At 63.5% G+C, this 17,234-nt stretch carries 13 protein-coding genes; 2 read left to right on the plus strand and 11 right to left on the minus strand.

Annotated features, from left to right (window positions below; genetic code table 11):
• Positions 1 to 4 precede the first annotated feature (4 nt).
• From ABOA88_RS10300 to ABOA88_RS10310, 3 genes are read right to left on the minus strand one after another with little or no spacing between them, the layout of a single operon-like run.
• Complete coding sequence (locus tag ABOA88_RS10300) at positions 5 to 277, minus strand: phosphopantetheine-binding protein (RefSeq protein WP_043212500.1); 273 nt, start codon at positions 275 to 277, stop codon at positions 5 to 7.
• Positions 246 to 1,064, minus strand: a complete 819-nt coding sequence (locus ABOA88_RS10305; RefSeq protein ID WP_196170942.1) for a lysophospholipid acyltransferase family protein — start codon at positions 1,062 to 1,064, stop codon at positions 246 to 248. The genes ABOA88_RS10300 and ABOA88_RS10305 overlap by 32 nt, the downstream gene beginning before the upstream one ends.
• On the minus strand, positions 1,040 to 1,756 hold the full coding sequence (locus ABOA88_RS10310; protein ID WP_367851531.1) for a beta-ketoacyl synthase chain length factor: 717 nt from the start codon (positions 1,754 to 1,756) through the stop codon (positions 1,040 to 1,042). The genes ABOA88_RS10305 and ABOA88_RS10310 overlap by 25 nt, the downstream gene beginning before the upstream one ends.
• A gap of 308 nt (positions 1,757 to 2,064) precedes the next feature.
• Here ABOA88_RS10310 and ABOA88_RS10315 point away from each other — a divergent pair, with 308 nt between their 5' ends.
• Positions 2,065 to 2,838, plus strand: coding sequence for a ParA family protein (locus ABOA88_RS10315; protein ID WP_196170940.1), 774 nt, complete (start codon positions 2,065 to 2,067; stop codon positions 2,836 to 2,838).
• Here ABOA88_RS10315 and trxC read toward each other — a convergent pair.
• From trxC to betI, 7 genes are all read right to left on the minus strand, one after another.
• Entirely contained in the window at positions 2,835 to 3,269 is a 435-nt protein-coding gene (gene trxC, locus ABOA88_RS10320) for a thioredoxin TrxC (protein WP_196170939.1), read from the minus strand. The genes ABOA88_RS10315 and trxC overlap by 4 nt on opposite strands.
• Before the next feature lie 87 nt (positions 3,270 to 3,356).
• A complete protein-coding gene (selO, locus tag ABOA88_RS10325; RefSeq protein WP_196170938.1) occupies positions 3,357 to 4,817 on the minus strand; it encodes a protein adenylyltransferase SelO in 1,461 nt (486 codons plus the stop codon).
• Positions 4,818 to 4,934: 117 nt separating this feature from the next.
• Complete coding sequence (gene mscK / locus ABOA88_RS10330; protein ID WP_196170937.1) at positions 4,935 to 8,243, minus strand: mechanosensitive channel MscK; 3,309 nt, start codon at positions 8,241 to 8,243, stop codon at positions 4,935 to 4,937.
• 35 nt (positions 8,244 to 8,278) lie between these two features.
• Complete coding sequence (locus ABOA88_RS10335; protein WP_043212513.1) at positions 8,279 to 10,021, minus strand: potassium/proton antiporter; 1,743 nt, start codon at positions 10,019 to 10,021, stop codon at positions 8,279 to 8,281.
• Positions 10,022 to 10,267: 246 nt separating this feature from the next.
• On the minus strand, positions 10,268 to 11,959 hold the full coding sequence (betA, locus tag ABOA88_RS10340; RefSeq protein ID WP_196170936.1) for a choline dehydrogenase: 1,692 nt from the start codon (positions 11,957 to 11,959) through the stop codon (positions 10,268 to 10,270).
• Between the two features lie 157 nt (positions 11,960 to 12,116).
• Positions 12,117 to 13,589 (minus strand): betaine-aldehyde dehydrogenase, encoded by a 1,473-nt coding sequence (betB, locus tag ABOA88_RS10345; RefSeq protein ID WP_043212517.1) that lies wholly within the window; start codon positions 13,587 to 13,589, stop codon positions 12,117 to 12,119.
• A 38-nt stretch (positions 13,590 to 13,627) separates the two neighbouring features.
• Positions 13,628 to 14,284, minus strand: coding sequence for a transcriptional regulator BetI (betI, locus tag ABOA88_RS10350; protein WP_070571690.1), 657 nt, complete (start codon positions 14,282 to 14,284; stop codon positions 13,628 to 13,630).
• A gap of 420 nt (positions 14,285 to 14,704) precedes the next feature.
• Here betI and ABOA88_RS10355 point away from each other — a divergent pair, with 420 nt between their 5' ends.
• Complete coding sequence (locus ABOA88_RS10355; protein ID WP_437437090.1) at positions 14,705 to 16,708, plus strand: BCCT family transporter; 2,004 nt, start codon at positions 14,705 to 14,707, stop codon at positions 16,706 to 16,708.
• Positions 16,709 to 16,766: 58 nt separating this feature from the next.
• Here ABOA88_RS10355 and ABOA88_RS10360 read toward each other — a convergent pair whose 3' ends face one another.
• Positions 16,767 to 17,165, minus strand: coding sequence for a hypothetical protein (locus ABOA88_RS10360; protein ID WP_367851532.1), 399 nt, complete (start codon positions 17,163 to 17,165; stop codon positions 16,767 to 16,769).
• Positions 17,166 to 17,234: the final 69 nt, after the last annotated feature.

The raw sequence follows: 17,234 nt of genomic DNA on the forward strand, positions 1-17,234 counted from the left end.
GGTCTCAGGCGGCCTGACGGGCAGTGACGAATGCTGCCAGGGTGGCGATATTGGTGAAATGGGAGCGGGTGTCCTTGGCGTCGGCGTCGATCTTGATCCCGAAACGTTTCTGCAAGGCCAGGCCGAGCTCCAGGGCGTCCACCGAGTCCAGGCCCAGGCCCTCGCCGAACAGGGGTTGCTGGTCATCGATGTCCTGAACGTCGATGTCTTCCAGCCCCAGGGCGTCGATGATCAATTGCTTGATATCACGGTGCAGGTCTTGCTGTGGATCGCTCATCTTCGGCGAGCTCCTTGATGAAATACTGATGCAGGTAATCGTTGAGGCGTCGAGAGGCCACCGGTGCCGGGCCCAGCGCTGCGAACGAGGCGGGGTCGATATCGGCACCGACATGTAGACGAAAATGCACGCGTCGGCGCGGAATGCGGTACCAGGGCTCATGTTTGGTCAGGGTGCTGGGGCTGACGCTGATGGTCACGGGTGTAATGATTTTCGCACCGCGCAAGGCGATCGCGGCGGCACCGCGATGAAAGGCCGGGGCCTGGCCGGGCGGCGTGCGGGTGCCCTCGGGGAAGATGATCAGCGGTTGCCCCTGGCGCAGGGTGTCGGCGGCGGTTTCGAGCATCTGCAGGCTGCCGTCGTTGCCGATGTAGCGTGCCTCGCGCACCGGGCCGCGGGTGAAGGGGTTGTCGAACAGGCTCTGCTTGACCACGCAGTTGGCGTTGCGGGCCAGGCCGATAAGAAACACCACGTCGATCAGCGATGGATGATTGGCGATGATGAGTTGCCCCGGACGCCCCAGACGCTCGGCACCGATCACCTCGTAGGTGAGCACGCCGCTGACCCGCATGAACCGTATGAACCGCCAGAACAGCCAGCCGATGGTTCGGCGGGCGCGTCGCTGGTGGCGTTCGACGCCACCGGGCAGGCAGGCGAGCAGCGGAAACACCAACACGCGCAGGCACAGGCTGCCCACACCGAACAGGGCAAAGCTCAGTGCGGTCGCCACCAGGCGCCAGGGGTAGGCATCCCGTGGCTTGTTCACGCGAGCCGTTGCCAGTTCCATGAGCGATGCTTTCCTGGGTGGGTGAGCCTGGCCTGGTCGGTGAGCAGGGCACGCAGCCAGCTCAGGGCGTGGGGCAGGTTGCCAGGGGCGGCTTCGTTGCCTGGGGTCAGCTCCAGCTGCCATTGCTCGCCAGGGGTCAACAGCAGGCCCAGGGCATAGGAGAACGGCACGTCGCTGATCCAGGGTGCATAGGCCGCTGGCGGCAGTTCTTCGGTAACGATCAGCAACACGGCCGGTGCGCCTTCATGGAGCAGGCCGGCCGCCTCGACGAGGCCATGTTCGAAACCGTCGACGGCCGCGGCCAGGGCGGTCATTTCGCAGGTCTGCCCGCGCAGGATCGACCACAGGCCGATCACCGCATTGTGCACCGAGAGGCTGAACTGGGTGGGTGAGAGCGGCTCGCCCTGGGCGAGGTCGCTGAGGATGGAGAAAGTGCGCGGGGTTTCACCGTGGCGCGAGACGTACACCAGCGGCAGCGATTCGTACCCCTCGGCAAGCGGCCAGCCGACAGCGAACGCCATGCGTGCCAAGGGGCTCAGGCGCCGGCGCTGCATGGCCGGAAGGAAGGACACGTCCGGCACCTGGCTTTCGCCTGGCGACACGGACTCACCGTCGGCCCAGGCACGCCAGTCGACAGGCGTGTGCAGGCCGGGGGCCCAGGCGCGCCATTGGCTGATGTTGAAAGTGATCACGATGTGCTTGTTTCCCGCCCTGCGGGCGTCCTTGGCGTCGGAGTGGCTCGGAGCGGCCTGAGGGATTCACACTCGCCGAGTGGCGCGCATTATCCCGGTGCAGGCGACCGCTAGCAAATACGCCTTGGACAATGACGGATGGCACAACGCTCTGGCCAGTCGACCCGCTCCCATCGATTACCCGCGGTTTCCGATGAACGGTTACGAAGGTTATCGGCACCGGGGTAGGAAAGGTTGAGCGGGCGGTACTGGTCATTGTCGCTCGCCGGACACATACTCGGGCATTCGTTGATACACGGAGGTCTTCCATGCGGCGCGTGGTGTTCAATCAGAAAGGTGGCGTGGGCAAGTCGAGCATCGCCTGCAACCTGGCGGCGGTCAGTGCCAGTGAAGGCTATCGGACCCTGTTGATCGACCTGGATGCCCAGGCCAACTCCACCCAGTACCTCACCGGGCTGACCGGCGAGGACATTCCCATGGGCATCGCCGACTTCTTCAAGCAAACCCTCTCCAGCGGGCCCTTTGCCAAGAAGAACAAGGTCGATATCTACGAAACGCCGTTCGACAACCTGCACGTGGTCACCGCGACCCCGGAACTGGCCGACCTGCAGCCCAAGCTGGAGGCCAAGCACAAGATCAACAAGCTGCGCAAACTGCTCGATGAGCTGGACGATGACTATGAGCGTATCTACATCGATACGCCACCTGCGCTCAATTTCTACGCGGTTTCTGCGTTGATCGCCGCCGATCGGGTGCTAATCCCATTCGACTGCGACAGCTTCTCGCGCCAGGCGCTGTATGGCCTGCTCGCGGAAATCGACGAACTCAAGGACGACCACAACGAAGACCTGATGGTCGAAGGCATCGTCGTCAACCAGTTCCAGTCACGCGCCAGCCTGCCGCAGCAGATGCTCGACGAGTTGCTGGCCGAGGGCTTGCCGGTCCTGCCGGTGTACCTGGCCAGTTCGGTGAAGATGCGTGAATCCCACCATGCGAGCTTGCCGCTGATCCACCTGGAGCCTCGGCACAAGCTGACCCAGCAGTTCGTCGAGCTGCACGCGTTGCTCGAAGAGAACGCTTAGACCCCCTGGCTGCGCAACCACTCCAGCAAGGACTGGAGTGGAAACGCGCCTGCTTGACGGGCGACTTCACGACCATTCTTGAACAGGATCAGACTGGGGATCGAGCGGATGCCCAGCTGACCGGCGAGGTTGCGGTTGGCCTCGCTGTCCAGTTTGGCCAGACGGCAGCGCCCGGCAAGCTGGCGGGCGGCTTGTTCGAAGACCGGGGCGAACGACTTGCACGGCCCGCACCAATCCGCCCAGACGTCCAGCAGCAGGGGCAGGTCGCCCTTGACCTGGCTGGCATAGCTGCGCTCGTCGAGGTCGAATGGCGTGGCCAGCAGTACCTCTTGCTTGCAGCGTCCGCACTTGGGATGGTCCCCCAGGCGTTCGGCGGGCAGGCGGTTGAGGCCGTTGCAATGGGGGCAGGGGATTACCAGAGGTTCGGACATTTCGTCTCCTGTTCGGGTTTATCGCAGGCTGTCGCAGCGCCCACGGGGCCTATCCTGTGGACGCCGGCGACAGCCCTCGCTGGGCATTCATGAGGAGCAGCTGATTTCCAGATGCTTGCCCCACTCGGGCGGACGCTCGGCGTACGCCTGCATGGCGGATTGTTCTTCGAATGGATTGCTCAGCACCTGATGCAACCGCCGCACTTCGCTGTAATCCCCCGCTTCGGCCGCTTCAATGGCTTTTTGCGCTAGGTAATTGCGCAGGATGTAGAGCGGGTTGACCGCATGCATGCGGTCGCGCCGGCCTTCGGCGTTGGCGGGTTCGCGTTGGCAGCGGGCCAGGTAATCCTCGCTCCAGGCATCGAAACCCGCCAGGTCGATGAAGTCGTCGCGCACCCCCTTGAGGGCGTCGGCCACGGGTTGGTCGCCGAGCCTGCGGAAGAACAGGGTGTAGTCCACGCCGCCGCTCTGCATGCGTTGCAGCAGGCGCTCCACCAAGGCCATGTCGCCGTCCTCGGCTGTCGTGAAGCCCAGGCGCCTACGCATCAGATCCAGGTAGTGAGCTTGGTACAGCGGCAGGAACAGGCCCAGCGCCTCCTTGAGCGGCTCCACCTCGATCACCGTGGTCAGGGCCTGGGCCAGGGCACTCAGGTTCCAGTGGGCGATGGGCACCTGGTTGGCATAGCTGTAGCGACCGCGGTCGTCGGAATGGTTGCAGATGAAGTTGGCGTCGAAGTCGTCGAGGAAGGCGTAGGGGCCGAAGTCGAAGGTGATGCCCAGGATCGACATGTTGTCGGTGTTCATCACGCCATGGCAGAAGCCGTAGGCCTGCCACCGGGCGATCAGCTCGGCGTTGCGTTCGACGATGGTGCGGAACATGGCCAGGTAGGGCTGTTCTGCCTCCCGGCACTCGGGGTAATGCTGCTCCAGGACATGGTCGATGAGCTGGCGCTGCTGCTCTGGCTGGCGGGTGTAGTAGAAGTACTCGAAGTGACCGAAGCGCACATGGCTCTGGGCCAGGCGCAGGAGCATCGCGGCGCTTTCACGGGTCTCACGCCACACCGGAGTGCTCGAGCCGATCACGCACAATGCGCGGCTGCTGGGGATGCCCAGGGCGTGGAGGGCCTCGGAGGCGAGGAACTCGCGGATTGAGGAGCGCAGTACGGCACGGCCATCGCCCATGCGCGAATAGGGGGTCTGGCCGGCGCCCTTGAGGTGCAGGTCCCAGTGCTCGCCGGCGTCATTGAGCACTTCGCCCAGCAGCAGGCCACGGCCGTCGCCCAGGCGTGGGTTGTAGGAGCCGAACTGGTGCCCGGAATAGACCATCGCCCGCGGCTCGGCTTCTTCCCACAGTTTGTGGCCGCTGAACAGTTCGGCAAACACCGGCAGTTCGGCCTGGGCCGGGTCGAGGTCGAGCAGGGCCATGGCCGATTCGCTGGCCACCACCAGGCGTGGCTCGGCGATCGGGTCGGGCAGGACCTCGGTGGAAAAGGCATCGCCCAGGCGGGCGAAGCGGTTGTCGAAGGTCAGTTGGTCGAGGGCTTTCACAGGCCAGCTCCTGGAATCGGGGGGCAGGGGCCGCTTTGCGGCCCTTCGCGGGTTTACCCGCGAACGAGGGCGTAGCCCTCGCAAGGGTTGTGCACAGAATAAAGTATTCGAGTGCACTCAGGCCGGTGCAGTGCCATCCGGTTTCGGGTTCTCCACCGGAATCAACTGCTGTTTGCCGCCTTGCATGTCCATCAGGAACACCTCGACCTGGCGCACCGAGATCTTGATGTTGTGTGCCTTGAACTCGCGGTTGATGTAGCGGTTGATCTCGTCCAGCGTCGGGTTGCGGTCGCCCAGGTCGCGTACATGCATGCGCAGTTCGTGGTCCAGCGAGCTTTCACCGAAGTTGAGGAAGTACACGATCGGCTCAGGATCCTTGAGCACCCGCGGGTTTTCGTGGGCGCCCTTGAGCAGCAGTTCGCGCACCAGATCCAAATCCGAGCCGTAGTCGATGCCCAGCTTGAGCGTGACGCGGGTGACGGTGTCGGTCAGCGACCAGTTGATCAATTGGCCAGTGATGAAGGTCTTGTTGGGGACGATGATGTCCTTGCGGTCGAAGTCGGTGATGGTGGTGGCGCGGATGCGGATCTTGCTCACCGTGCCGGACAGATTGCCGATGGTGATGGTGTCGCCGATGCGTACCGGGCGCTCGAACAGAATCATGATGCCGGAGATGAAGTTGGCGAAGATCTCCTGCATGCCGAAGCCCAGGCCCACCGACAGGGCCGCCACCAGCCATTGCAGCTTGTCCCAGCTTACCCCGAGGGTCGACAGGGTGCTCACGATGCCCACACCCACGATGGTGTAAGAGAGCAGCGTGGTGGTGGCGTAGGCGCTGCCTTGGGCCAGGTTCAGGCGCGACAGCACCAGCACCTCCAGCAGGCCCGGCAAGTTGCCGGCCAGGGCGAAGGTGATGCCGACGATCACCAGCGCACCGAGCAGGTCGCCCAGGCTGATCGGCACCATGCTGGCTGCCGCGCCCGTGCCGCTGGTGTACTCGTATAAGGTGAAGTTGTTGAGGTAGGCGAAGACCGAGATCAGGTCCGACCAGACCCAGTACAGGCCGGCAATGAAGCCGCCAAGCAGGGCCAGGCGGATCAGACGCAGCGATTGTTGGTTGACCTGTTCGATATCCAAGGTTGGTTCTTCGACGATCACCTCGCCGTCCAGCCCTTCCTTGGCAGCCTGGCGTTTGCTCAGGGCGCGCTGGTAGGCCAGGCGCCGGGCCGCAACCGAGAGCCCGCGTACGAACGCGGCCTCGATCACCAGCCAGAACAACAGCAGGTAAAGGGTATAGATGAGTCGGTCGGTGAGCTTGAGTGCGGTGTAGTAGTAGCCGAAGCACACGGCCAAGAACAGGGCGATGGGCAGCGCGGTGAAGGCCACCCCGACCGCTTTGCGGAACAGCGAGGTGTCCCGGTGCGCGGGGCTGCTCAGCAGCAGGCGGCTGAGCAACCAGGCCATCAGGGCATAGCAGGTGAGCACCACACCGATGCCCAGCACGTCATCGGCCAGGGCCGACGGCTGATGCTCGGCCACCGCCACCACGCCTACCAGGGCCAGCACCACGGTGCCCAGCCGGCGCACCCAGCCGCGCAGGAACTCGACCTGCGGCTTGTGCCAGCGGAAGTGGATCTCGGCTACGCCGCCCGGCGCGAGGATGCGGTAGGCGGTGTAGAACACCAGCCAGGCCTGGGCGATCTGCCACAGTGCGGCGCCCAGGTTGGCGTTCTGGCCGCGGGCGTCGATCTGCAGGGCGTAGCTGCCCAGGGCCAGGGCCAGGGCGACCGGCATAGCCAGGAGGATATTGATCAGGATCGCCTGGGGCGTATGCCACTGGCTATCGCGACGGAAATGGCCAATGTCCTGGTGAACCTTGCCCAGGCGCTGATAGAGGTATTTACGCCGCCACAGCAGTGCGCCGATCACCAGCAGCAGCGGCAGGAACAACAGCGGGCGCTGCGCCAGGCCGTCGGTCAGTTCCTTGAGGCCCGAGCCCCACGGCAGGTTGGCGACCTGGTCGGCAAACCGCTCGGGCACATAGCTCAGCCACTCCCAGTCCAGCGGCTTGTTGCTGGGAATCCAGAACATCTGCTCTTCCAGGGTGGTGCGCAGGCTCTGGGCGGTGCTGAGCAATTGCTTCTGGTTCAGTTGCAGGGTGATGGACTCATTGAGCAGCGCGGACAGCTCGCGGTTCAGGCGCTCGAGCAGGTCGCTGCGGGTGATCACCACCTCCAGCAAGGCCTTGCGCAGCTGTGGCGTGGCCTCTTCTTCGGGCTGGGCGGCCAGCAGCTTGTCGACATAGGTCGAGGGGCTGCTCATCTGCTCGCGCTGCTGATTGATCTCGAACTGATAGAGGCGAATGTCGGCGATCTGGTCGGCCAGGTTGCGATCGACTTTCAGGTGCGGCAGGGCCTGCTTTTGCTTGTAGAGGATCTTGGACAGCAGCAGGCTGCCCTTGAGCACGTCGATCTGTTCGTCCAGCGCCTGGTCGGCCTGGGTGAGGCTGTCGAGTTGCTGCTTGGTGCGCAGGTTCTGCTGGGTAACCTCGTTGAGCCGGTCGGTGCTCTTGAGCAGGTAGTCCGAAAGCTTGACGTTGGCGGTGCTCTCGGTGGCCAGCAAGGTGCTGCTGCCGGCCTTCTGGGCTTCGAGTGATTGCTGGGTGACGGTCTGCTGGGACTGGGCCAGGCGCTTGTCATTGATCAGCGTCTGCAGCTCCTGGATTTCCTGCTCCAGGCGCGTGACGCGCTCGATCAGCAGGTCATGGCGGGCATTGCCCAGATCCTGCAGTTGGCTGTTGCTGGTCATTTCCTGGCGGCGCAGGGCCATGCGCGCATTGAGCGAGGCTAGCTCGGCGTTAAGCTGGTTGCGCTGGTCCGCGGAGAGCGGTTTGCCGCCGTCCTTGCCCGCTTTGAGACTGCTGTTGATCTGCTGGATGCGGGTCTGGCTGCTGCTGATTTCGGCCTGGGCTCGCTCAGGGCGGGTCTGGGAGTTGATGATCAGGCTGTTGGCTTCGGAGAGCGCTTTTTGCAGTTCGCCCTGCTGGGTGCTGCGTTCGCTGAGCATCTGCTCGAGCTGGGGGACGGGCAGGGTGGCGTAGCGCTCGGCCACTGGCACGCTCTTGGTTTGCTTGAGCTTGGTCAGTTCGCGTTGACCGTCACGGATCTCGTTGGGCGCACCGGCCAGTTGCTGCTTGAGCTCGGCGAGTTTCTTTTCGCTGTCTTCCTTGCTGGCGAGCAGGACCAGGGTCTGCTCGAGCACTTGCTGCAGGGCCTTCTGCTCGGCTTCCGGGAGTTTGCGCTCAGCGATCTTGTCGAGGCTGTGCTGGACGCTGGCGGCGGTCGGGATCTCAGCCGCCATGACGGCAAACGAGAGGGACAGGCACAGCCCGAGCAGGGCTGCGCGGAGGGACACACGCAGGGACATAGGCAGAATTCTTGCGAACCGAGGCAAATCGAAGTTTAGAGGAACAACCCAGGGCCGGGTCGAGTACCTTCCGGGAATCTGACGCCCACTTTCTGGATCTTGTTCCCGTCCATGGTCGCCACGGTCCAGATCGTGCTGTTCCATTCGACCTGGTCGCCCACTACTGGAGCGCCTCCGACCTTCTGTCGGATGAACTGCGCCAGCGGCATTTTCGCGTCCAATCCGTCGAGTTTCAGGCCATAAAGCGCCGCCACCGCGCCGAGCTCGGCATCGCCTTCGAGCACGAAGTCGCCGAAGAAGCGCAGGTCCAGGCCACGCTGTGGGGCCTGGCTGAACAGTTTGCCCAGCGCCGGCAGGTTGTGCTCGTGGCCGATCACACACAGCATGTCGCCCACTTCCAGCACGGTGCTGCCTGAGGGGTGCAGCAGTTGCTCGCCGCGGAACAGTGCGGCGATACGGGTGCCTTCGGGCATCTTCAGCTCGCGCAGGGCGGCGCCGATGCACCATTTTTCAGCACCCAGGCGATAGACGAACAGCTCCCACTCGCTGGTGATGTGCACCTCCAAGGCGGAGCGGGAAATCGGGGCCGGGTCCGGCGGAACGGTGACTTTCAACAGCTTGGCCATCCACGGCAGGCTGGTGCCTTGCACCAACAGCGATACCAGGACGATGAAGAAGGCCAGGTTGAAGAACAGCTGGGCATCGGGCAGGCCCGCCATCAGCGGGAACACGGCAAGAATGATCGGCACCGCGCCGCGCAGACCAACCCAGCTGATGAAGGCTTTCTCGCGGCCGTGGAAGGCCTTGAACGGCAGCAGGCTGGCCACTACCGACAGGGGGCGTGCGAACAGGATCATCCACAGCGCAAGGCCCAGCGCTGGCAAGGCGATCGGCAGCAGATCGTGAGGCGTGACCAGCAGGCCCAGCACCAGGAACATGCCGATCTGCGCCAGCCACGCCATGCCATCGAGCATGTGCAAAATGCCGTGGCGGCTGCGGATGGGGCGGTTGCCCAGCACCAGGCCACATAGGTAGACCGCCAGGAAGCCGCTACCGTGCAGGGCGTTGGTCAGGGAGAACACCACCAGGCCGCCGGCGATCACCAGGATCGGATACAGCCCGCCGGCCAGGTTGATGCGATTGACCAGTTGCAACATCAGCCAGCCGCCGCCCAGGCCCAGCAGGCTGCCGATGCCGAACTCGCGCACCAGGTGGGTCAGCAGGCTCCAGTGCAGGCCTGTCTGGCCGCTGGCGATCATGTCGATCAGGGTGACGGTGAGAAATACCGCCATGGGGTCGTTGCTGCCCGACTCGATCTCGAGCGTCGCGGTGACCCGCTCGTTCAGGCCCTTGCCACCGAGCAGGGAGAACACCGCCGCGGCGTCGGTGGAGCCGACGATGGCGCCGATCAGAAGGCCCTGGATGAGGCTCAGGTCGAACAGCCAGGCGGCGACCATGCCGGTCAGCCCGGTAGTGATCAGCACGCCGACCGTGGCCAGCGACAACGCGGGCCACAGCGCCACGCGAAAGCTCGCCACCCGGGTGCGCAGGCCGCCGTCCAGCAGGATCACGGCCAAGGCCAGGTTGCCCACCAGGTAGGCGGTCGGATAGTTGTTGAAGATGATGCCGCCACCATCGACCCCAGCGACCATGCCGACGGCGAGGATGATGACCAGGATAGGGATGCCAAGACGCGATGACAGCGAGCTGACCAAGATACTTGCCCCGACCAGCAGTGCGCCGATCAGAAACAGGCTGTTGATGGTGCTCGCATCCAAAGGCAGTACTCCGGTACATCGCGGGGAAAAAAGGACTTGATAGCGTTGACTAGCAGGTCGCGTGCCAATCGATTCTAACCTGATGAATTGGCAGCCTGTAAAGCGTTTCTGAAAATGAAAAAGGCACCCCGGAGGGTGCCTTTTTCGGTGTTGCCAGTACGGACGCTATCGCGGGACAAGCCCGCTCCTACAGGTACTGCGCTGCCCTTGTGGGCGGTGATATCCCTGGGGGAGCGTCGAACAGGTTCAGCCCTGCTTGACCTCACGCATAGGTTTGCCCTTGACCGGTGCGCCATTGGCCACGTAGTACTTGGCGGTGCTGCGCGGCAGCGGCTTGCGGCCACGGATCTTGTCCGAGATTTTCTCGGCGATCATGATCGTGGTGGCGTTGAGGTTGCCGGTGATGATGATCGGCATGATCGAGGCGTCGACCACACGCAGGCCCTGCATGCCATGCACGCGGCCTTCGCCATCGACCACCGCCATGTCGTCGGTGCCCATCTTGCACGAGCAGGACGGGTGGAAGGCGGTTTCGGCGTGCTCGCGGATGAACTTGTCCAGTTCCTCGTCGGTCTGCACGTGGGCGCCCGGGCTGATCTCGCGACCACGGTACGGGTCCAGCGCCGGCTGGGCCATGATCTCGCGGGTCAGGCGGATGCCGTCGCGGAACTCCTGCCAGTCCTGCTCGGTGGCCATGTAGTTGAACAGGATGCTTGGGTGCTGGCGCGGATCCTTGGACTTCAGCTTGATGCGGCCACGGCTAGGCGAACGCATCGAACCCATGTGGGCCTGGAAGCCGTGTTCCTTCACGCCGTTGGAGCCGTTGTAGTTGATGGCCACCGGCAGGAAGTGGTACTGGATGTTCGGCCATTCGAACTCAGGACGGGTGCGGATGAAACCGCCGGCCTCGAACTGGTTGCTGGCGCCGATGCCGGTGCCGTTGAACATCCATTCGGCGCCAATGGCTGGCTGGTTCCACCACAGCAGCGACGGATACAGCGAAACCGGCTGGGTGCACGCGTATTGCAGGTACAGCTCCAGGTGGTCCTGCAGGTTCTCGCCGACGCCCGGCAGGTCGTGGACGACCGGGATGTCGAGGCTTTCGAGCAGTTCGCGCGGACCGACGCCGGAGCGTTGCAGCAACTGCGGCGAGGCGATGGCGCCGGAGCTGACGATGACTTCCTTGCGGGCGCGGGCTTCGACGCGCTCTTCGCTGTCGCCGACCAGGTAGGTCACACCGATGGCACGTTTGCCGTCGAACAGCACGCGGTCGGTCAGGGCGTGGGTGACGATGGTCAGGTTCGGACGCTTCTTGGCCTGGTCCAGGTAGCCGCGTGCGGTGCTGGAGCGACGACCATTCTTGGTCACGGTACGGTCCATCGGACCGAAGCCTTCCTGCTGGTAGCCGTTGAGGTCTTCGGTACGCGGGTAACCCGCCTGCACGCCGGCTTCGACCATGGCGTGGAACAGTGGGTTGTTGCCGGCTTTAGGCGTGGTCACGCTGACCGGGCCTTCACCGCCGTGGTAGTCGTTCGGGCCGATGTCGCGGGTTTCGGCCTTGCGGAAGTACGGCAGGCAGTCCAGGTAGGTCCAGTCTTCCAGGCCTGGCAGTTTCGCCCAGCCGTCGAAGTCCATCGCGTTGCCGCGGATGTAGCACATGCCGTTGATCAGCGAAGAGCCACCCAGGCCCTTGCCACGGCCACATTCCATGCGGCGGCCGTCCATGTGCGGCTCAGGATCGGTCTCGTACGCCCAGTTGTAGCGACGACCCTGCAGCGGGAAGGCCAGGGCGGCTGGCATTTGGGTGCGGAAGTCGAAACGGTAGTCCGGGCCGCCGGCTTCGAGCAGCAGGACGGTGACGCCGGCGTCTTCGGTCAGGCGAGTGGCCAGGGTGTTACCGGCGGAGCCTGCTCCGACGATGATGTAATCGTATTCCATGGCATTTCTCCGAAATGCAGCGGCAAGCTTCTAGTGACAAGCTGCAAGGAAAAGCAGTCGTGCGAAGCTCGCGAATGGATGGGGTCTGCAAGGGCCGGTGGTGAGACACCGACCGGCTCTTTCTTGCAGCTTGGCGCTAGCGACGTGCGGCTGTCGGTCAGAAGACCGAGTTGTAGCCGCCCAGCTCGACCTGGACCGACTTGATGCGAGTGTACTGGGCCAGCGAGCTGACACCGTTCTCACGGCCGACGCCCGACTGCTTGTAACCGCCGACCGGCATTTCGGCCGGCGACTCGCCCCAGGCGTTGATCCAGCAGATGCCTGCTTCGAGCTTGTGGATGATGCGGTGGGCACGGCTGATGTCGTTGGTGCAGACGCCGGCGGCCAGGCCGTACTCGGTGTCGTTGGCACGACGGATGACTTCTTCTTCGGTTTCGTAGGTCAGGATGCTCATGACCGGGCCGAAGATCTCTTCCTTGACGATGGTCATGTCGTCGGTGCAGTCGGTGAAGACGGTCGGGGCAACGAACGCGCCCTTGGCGAAGTCACCGGCCATCAGACGCTCGCCGCCGCACAGGACGCGGGCACCTTCTTCCTTGCCCTTGGCGATGTAGCCCAGGACGCTTTCCATGTGCGCGAAGCTGACCAGCGGACCGAAGTTGGTGTTCTCGTCTTCCGGGTTGCCGGCACGGATGCGGGCGACGCGCTCGGCGATCTTGGCCTCGAAGGCCGCTTTCATCGACGACGGGATGAATACGCGGGTGCCGTTGGTGCAGACCTGACCGGAGCTGTAGAAGTTGGCCATCATGGCGATGTCGGCGGCCTTGTCCAGGTCGGCGTCGTCGCAGATGATCAGCGGCGACTTGCCGCCCAGTTCCATGGTGACTTCCTTGAGCGTGGAGCTCGAGGCGCTGGCCATGACTTTCTTGCCGGTGGTGGTGCCGCCGGTGAACGAGACTTTCTCGATGCGCGGGTGCTCGGTCAGCCAGGTGCCGACTTCGCGGCCGCTGCCGGTCAGGACGTTGAACACGCCGTCCGGCAGGCCGGCTTCGGTGTAGATCTCGGCCAGCTTCAGGGTGGTCAGCGAGGTGACTTCCGAAGGCTTGAAGATCATGGCGTTGCCGGCGGCCAGGGCCGGGGCGGATTTCCACAGGGCGATCTGGATCGGGTAGTTCCAGGCACCGATACCGGCGGTCACGCCCAGCGGCTCGCGGCGGGTGTAGACGAAGGAGCTCTCGCGCAGCGGGATCTGCTCGCCTTCGATGGCAGGAACCAGGCCTGCGTAGTATTCCAGGACGTCGGCGCCGGTGACGATGTCGACGTAACGGGTTTCGGAGTAGGACTTGCCGGTGTCCAGGGTTTCCAGCATGGCCAGCTCGTCGTTGCGCTCGCGCAAAATCTCGACGGCGCGGCGCAGGATGCGCGAACGCTGCATGGCGGTCATTGCGGCCCAGACTTTCTGGCCGCGCTCGGCGCTTTCGACGGCGCGCTCGACGTCAGCCTGGGTGGCACGTTGCACGTGGGCGAGGACTTCGCCGGTGGCCGGGTTGATGGCTTCGAAAGTGGCGTCGGTGCTAGCGTCGACGTAACCACCATCAATGTAGAGTTTTTGCGTTCCGAAACGGGCCATAGTGTCCTCGCAAGTGCAGTGTGTGGTTGGCTACCGCGTCACGCTCCTGCCTGGTTGGCAATCGCCGCGCGCGGTTGTTCAGAGGCCTGGTCGGTAGTGTCCAGACTCTGCTGTTTAGCCAGTTGTAGATCCATGTATTCGTAAGCAATCCGTATTGCCTGGTCGGTGTCGAATGCATCACCGGACAGCGCGCCACGCAGCCACAGGCCATCGATCAGGGCCGCCAGCCCGCGGGCAGCCTTGCGCGCATGGTAGAGCGGCAGGACGCGGCGGAACTGGCAGCACAGGTTGGAATACAAGCGGTGGTCGTTGATCCGCTGCAACCTGTGCAGGTCTGGCTGGTGCATGCTGGAGGCCCAGAAGGCCAACCAGGTTTTCATTGCCGGGCCGTTCACCTGGCTCGCATCGAAGTTGCCCTCGATGATCACTTTCAGGTGGGCGCGCGGGCTGTCATCCGTCAGTGCCTGGCGACGCGCCGCAACGCCTTCGTTGAGCATGCTCATGATGTAACCCATCGTCGCTGCGATCAGGCCGTTCTTGTCCCGAAAGTAGTGACTGATGATGCCGTTCGACACGCCGGCCAAACGGGCAATCAGCGCAATGCTGGCATCTCCCAGACCCACCTGATCGACCGCCTGCAACGTGGCTTCGATCAACTGCTGGCGGCGGATGGGTTGCATACCGACCTTGGGCATGTTGCATATCTCCTCAGGCCTGCGAGCAGACGACGAGCGGCTGCCTCGGCGAAGGCCAGTCTATTTTGTTTTGATTGAACGTTCAATCAATAAAGAATAAGCTCTGCGACAATTTGTGCCATTGACAGTTTTTCAGCTGGTCGAGAAGGCACGGATTGACACCCCAGGAAATCGCGTAACCCCCGGAATACAAGGCGTTGACGGGCAAGAGCGATGCGAAATGCAGATTCCGCCGAGCGGTCATGGGCCGCGAGGGCAGCCACTGGAGCGGGCTTGGATCTGTTTTTTTTTGCAACGATTCGATTCGGGATCGCGATTTCCTAGGTGCTTTTATAACACCTGATGCTGTGGGGCTATTGCACCATTTGCTCGGGAAGACTGATTAGCCTCCACTCCCGCACTGCCCGGAGCATTCGTGCAATGAGTTCTGCCTCCCTAACCAACCCTCCCGCCGAACGGGTACGGGTCAACCGCGTTGTGTTCTATACCTCCGCGCTGCTGGTCCTCGTGTTGACCGCCCTGCTTATCGCTGTCCCTGAAACCGCCGGCCGTGTGCTGAGCGTGGCGCAGGCCTGGCTGACCCGTACCTTCGGTTGGTACTACATGCTGGTGATCTGCGGATACCTGCTGTTCGTCGTCTATCTGGCCTTCTCCGACTTCGGCAAGCTCAAGCTTGGCGGCAAGGATGACCAACCTGATTTCAGCTACGGCGCCTGGGCCGGCATGCTGTTCTCCTCCGGTATCGGTATCTCGCTGCTGTACTTCGGCGCCTCCGAGCCGCTGGACCACTATTTCAACCCGCCAGAAGGTGCCGCCGCGAGTCATGAAGCCGCGCGCCAGGCGCTGCAGTTGACCTTCCTGCACTGGGGCCTGCATGGCTGGGCGATCTACGCCCTGGTTGGCCTGGCCGTGGGTTACTTCGCCTATCGCCACAACCAGCCGTTGGCCCTGCGTTCGGCTCTGTACCCGCTGGTCGGTGAGCGCTGGGTCAAGGGCGCTGCAGGCAATGCCGTCGACATCTTCGGCATGTTCGTTACCCTGCTGGGCCTGGTGACCAACCTGGGTATCGGTTCGATGCAGGTGGCGTCGGGCCTCGAGTACCTGTTCGGTATCGACCACAGCAAGACCAACCTGCTGGCGGTGATCCTGGTCATGGCCGGCGTGGCGACCGTGGCAGCGGTGTCGGGCGTGGAAAACGGCATCCGTCGTCTGTCCAACCTGAACATCATGCTGTTCAGCGGCCTGCTGATCTTCGTCCTGCTGGGCGGCAACACCCTGCACCTGCTCAATGGCTTCGTGCAGAACATCGGTGACTACCTCAACGGCATCGTGCTCAAGACGTTCGACCTGTACGTCTATGAAGGCGACGGCGCCAAGTCCGAGCGCTGGCTGGGCCTGTGGACCGTGTTCTACTGGGCCTGGTGGATCTCCTGGGGCCCATTCGTCGGTATGTTCATTGCCCGTATCTCCAAGGGCCGTACCGTGCGCCAGCTGGTCAGCGGCGTGCTGTTGATCCCGCTGGGCTTCACCCTGGCGTGGCTGTCGATCTTCGGCAATACCGCGCTGGACCTGGTGGTCAACCAGGGCGCCGTGGAGTTGGGCAAGACCGCGTTGGAACAGCCGTCGATGTCGATCTACCAGTTGCTGGAGTTCTTCCCGGCAGCCAAGTTCGTCATTGGTGTGGCGGTATTCGTCGGCTTCGTGCTGTTCCTCACCCCGGCCGACTCCGGCGCGGTGATGATGGCCAACCTGTCGTGCAAAGGCGGCAAGGTGGACGAAGACGCCCCGCACTGGATGGTGGTGTTCTGGTCCGTCGTCATTACCCTGGTGACCATCGGCCTGCTGTTCGCCGGTAACTTCGAAGCCATGCAGACCATGGTGGTACTGGCTGGCCTGCCGTTCTCGGTGGTGCTGGTGCTGTTCATGTTCGGCCTGTACAAGGCCATGAAGCAGGACGTTGCGGTCGAGCAGGAGCGTGCCGAACTGGCTGCCCGTGGCCGTCGTGGCTTCAGCGAGCGTCTGAGCCAGATGGACTTGCAGCCGAGCCAGGCCGTGGTCCAGCGCTTCATGGACAAGTACGTCAGCCCGGCGCTCAAGGAAGCTGCTGCGCAGATGCGTACCCAGGGCTTCGATGTCGAGGCGCGTGCCGGTCACTCCCGCTCGCTGATGGGCCTGCGCGTGATGATGGAAGAGGGCAACCCCTTCGTCTACGAAGTGAGCCTGGATGGCTACCAGGCCGCGCCGAACGAGGCAGCGGCAGAAGGTGAGGCGGAAGTGCGTCAGCGTTTCTACCGCGCTGAGGTCTACCTGCATGATGGCAGCCAGGAATACGACCTGATGGGCTTCACGCCGGAGCAGATCGTGCGCGACGTGCTGGATCAGTTCGAAAGCCACCGCCAGTTGCTGGGGCGTGTCTATAGCTGATAGCGCCTGAGCTTGTCACGACAAAGGCCCGACTCGCGAGAGTCGGGCCTTTGTCGTTTCAGGGGGCCTGCAGGAGCAACAGGTCTTCGCGCGGCGCCGAGTGGTGCTTGGCGATGTCTTCGGCTTTGGTGCAGAGCTTCAGGGGCAAGTCCTGCCATCTGAATTCCTGGCTGGCATGACGAAGCATTTCGTAGCCAGCCGGCTCGTTGCAGTCGAGGGCCTCGGGTGGGCCGTGCTTGATCCGGTAGCACTGAAGGTCCGGCGGGGCGATCTTCCAGGTGACCTTCATGTCGCCGTTGTCGAGGCGCTCGAGGGTCATGTCCGGATCGGGAACAGACGTTGGCCAGAGTATCCGCGCAGAGTGCCAGGCCTGCATTCCGGGCGCTGAGCCGGCCAAGGCAGGCGAGGCAATCCAGGTGAATGCCAGCCCTAGGCAGATCGAATGTCGTGCGAGCATGGTGACCCTCCTTGTTTATGTAGGAGGGGCACTGTGCGTGCTGAAAGAGGGTGCAGCGCGGTACATCTT

Source organism: Pseudomonas sp. PKS, assembly GCF_051913525.1.
Taxonomy (GTDB): Bacteria; Pseudomonadota; Gammaproteobacteria; order Pseudomonadales; family Pseudomonadaceae; genus Aquipseudomonas; species Aquipseudomonas guariconensis_D.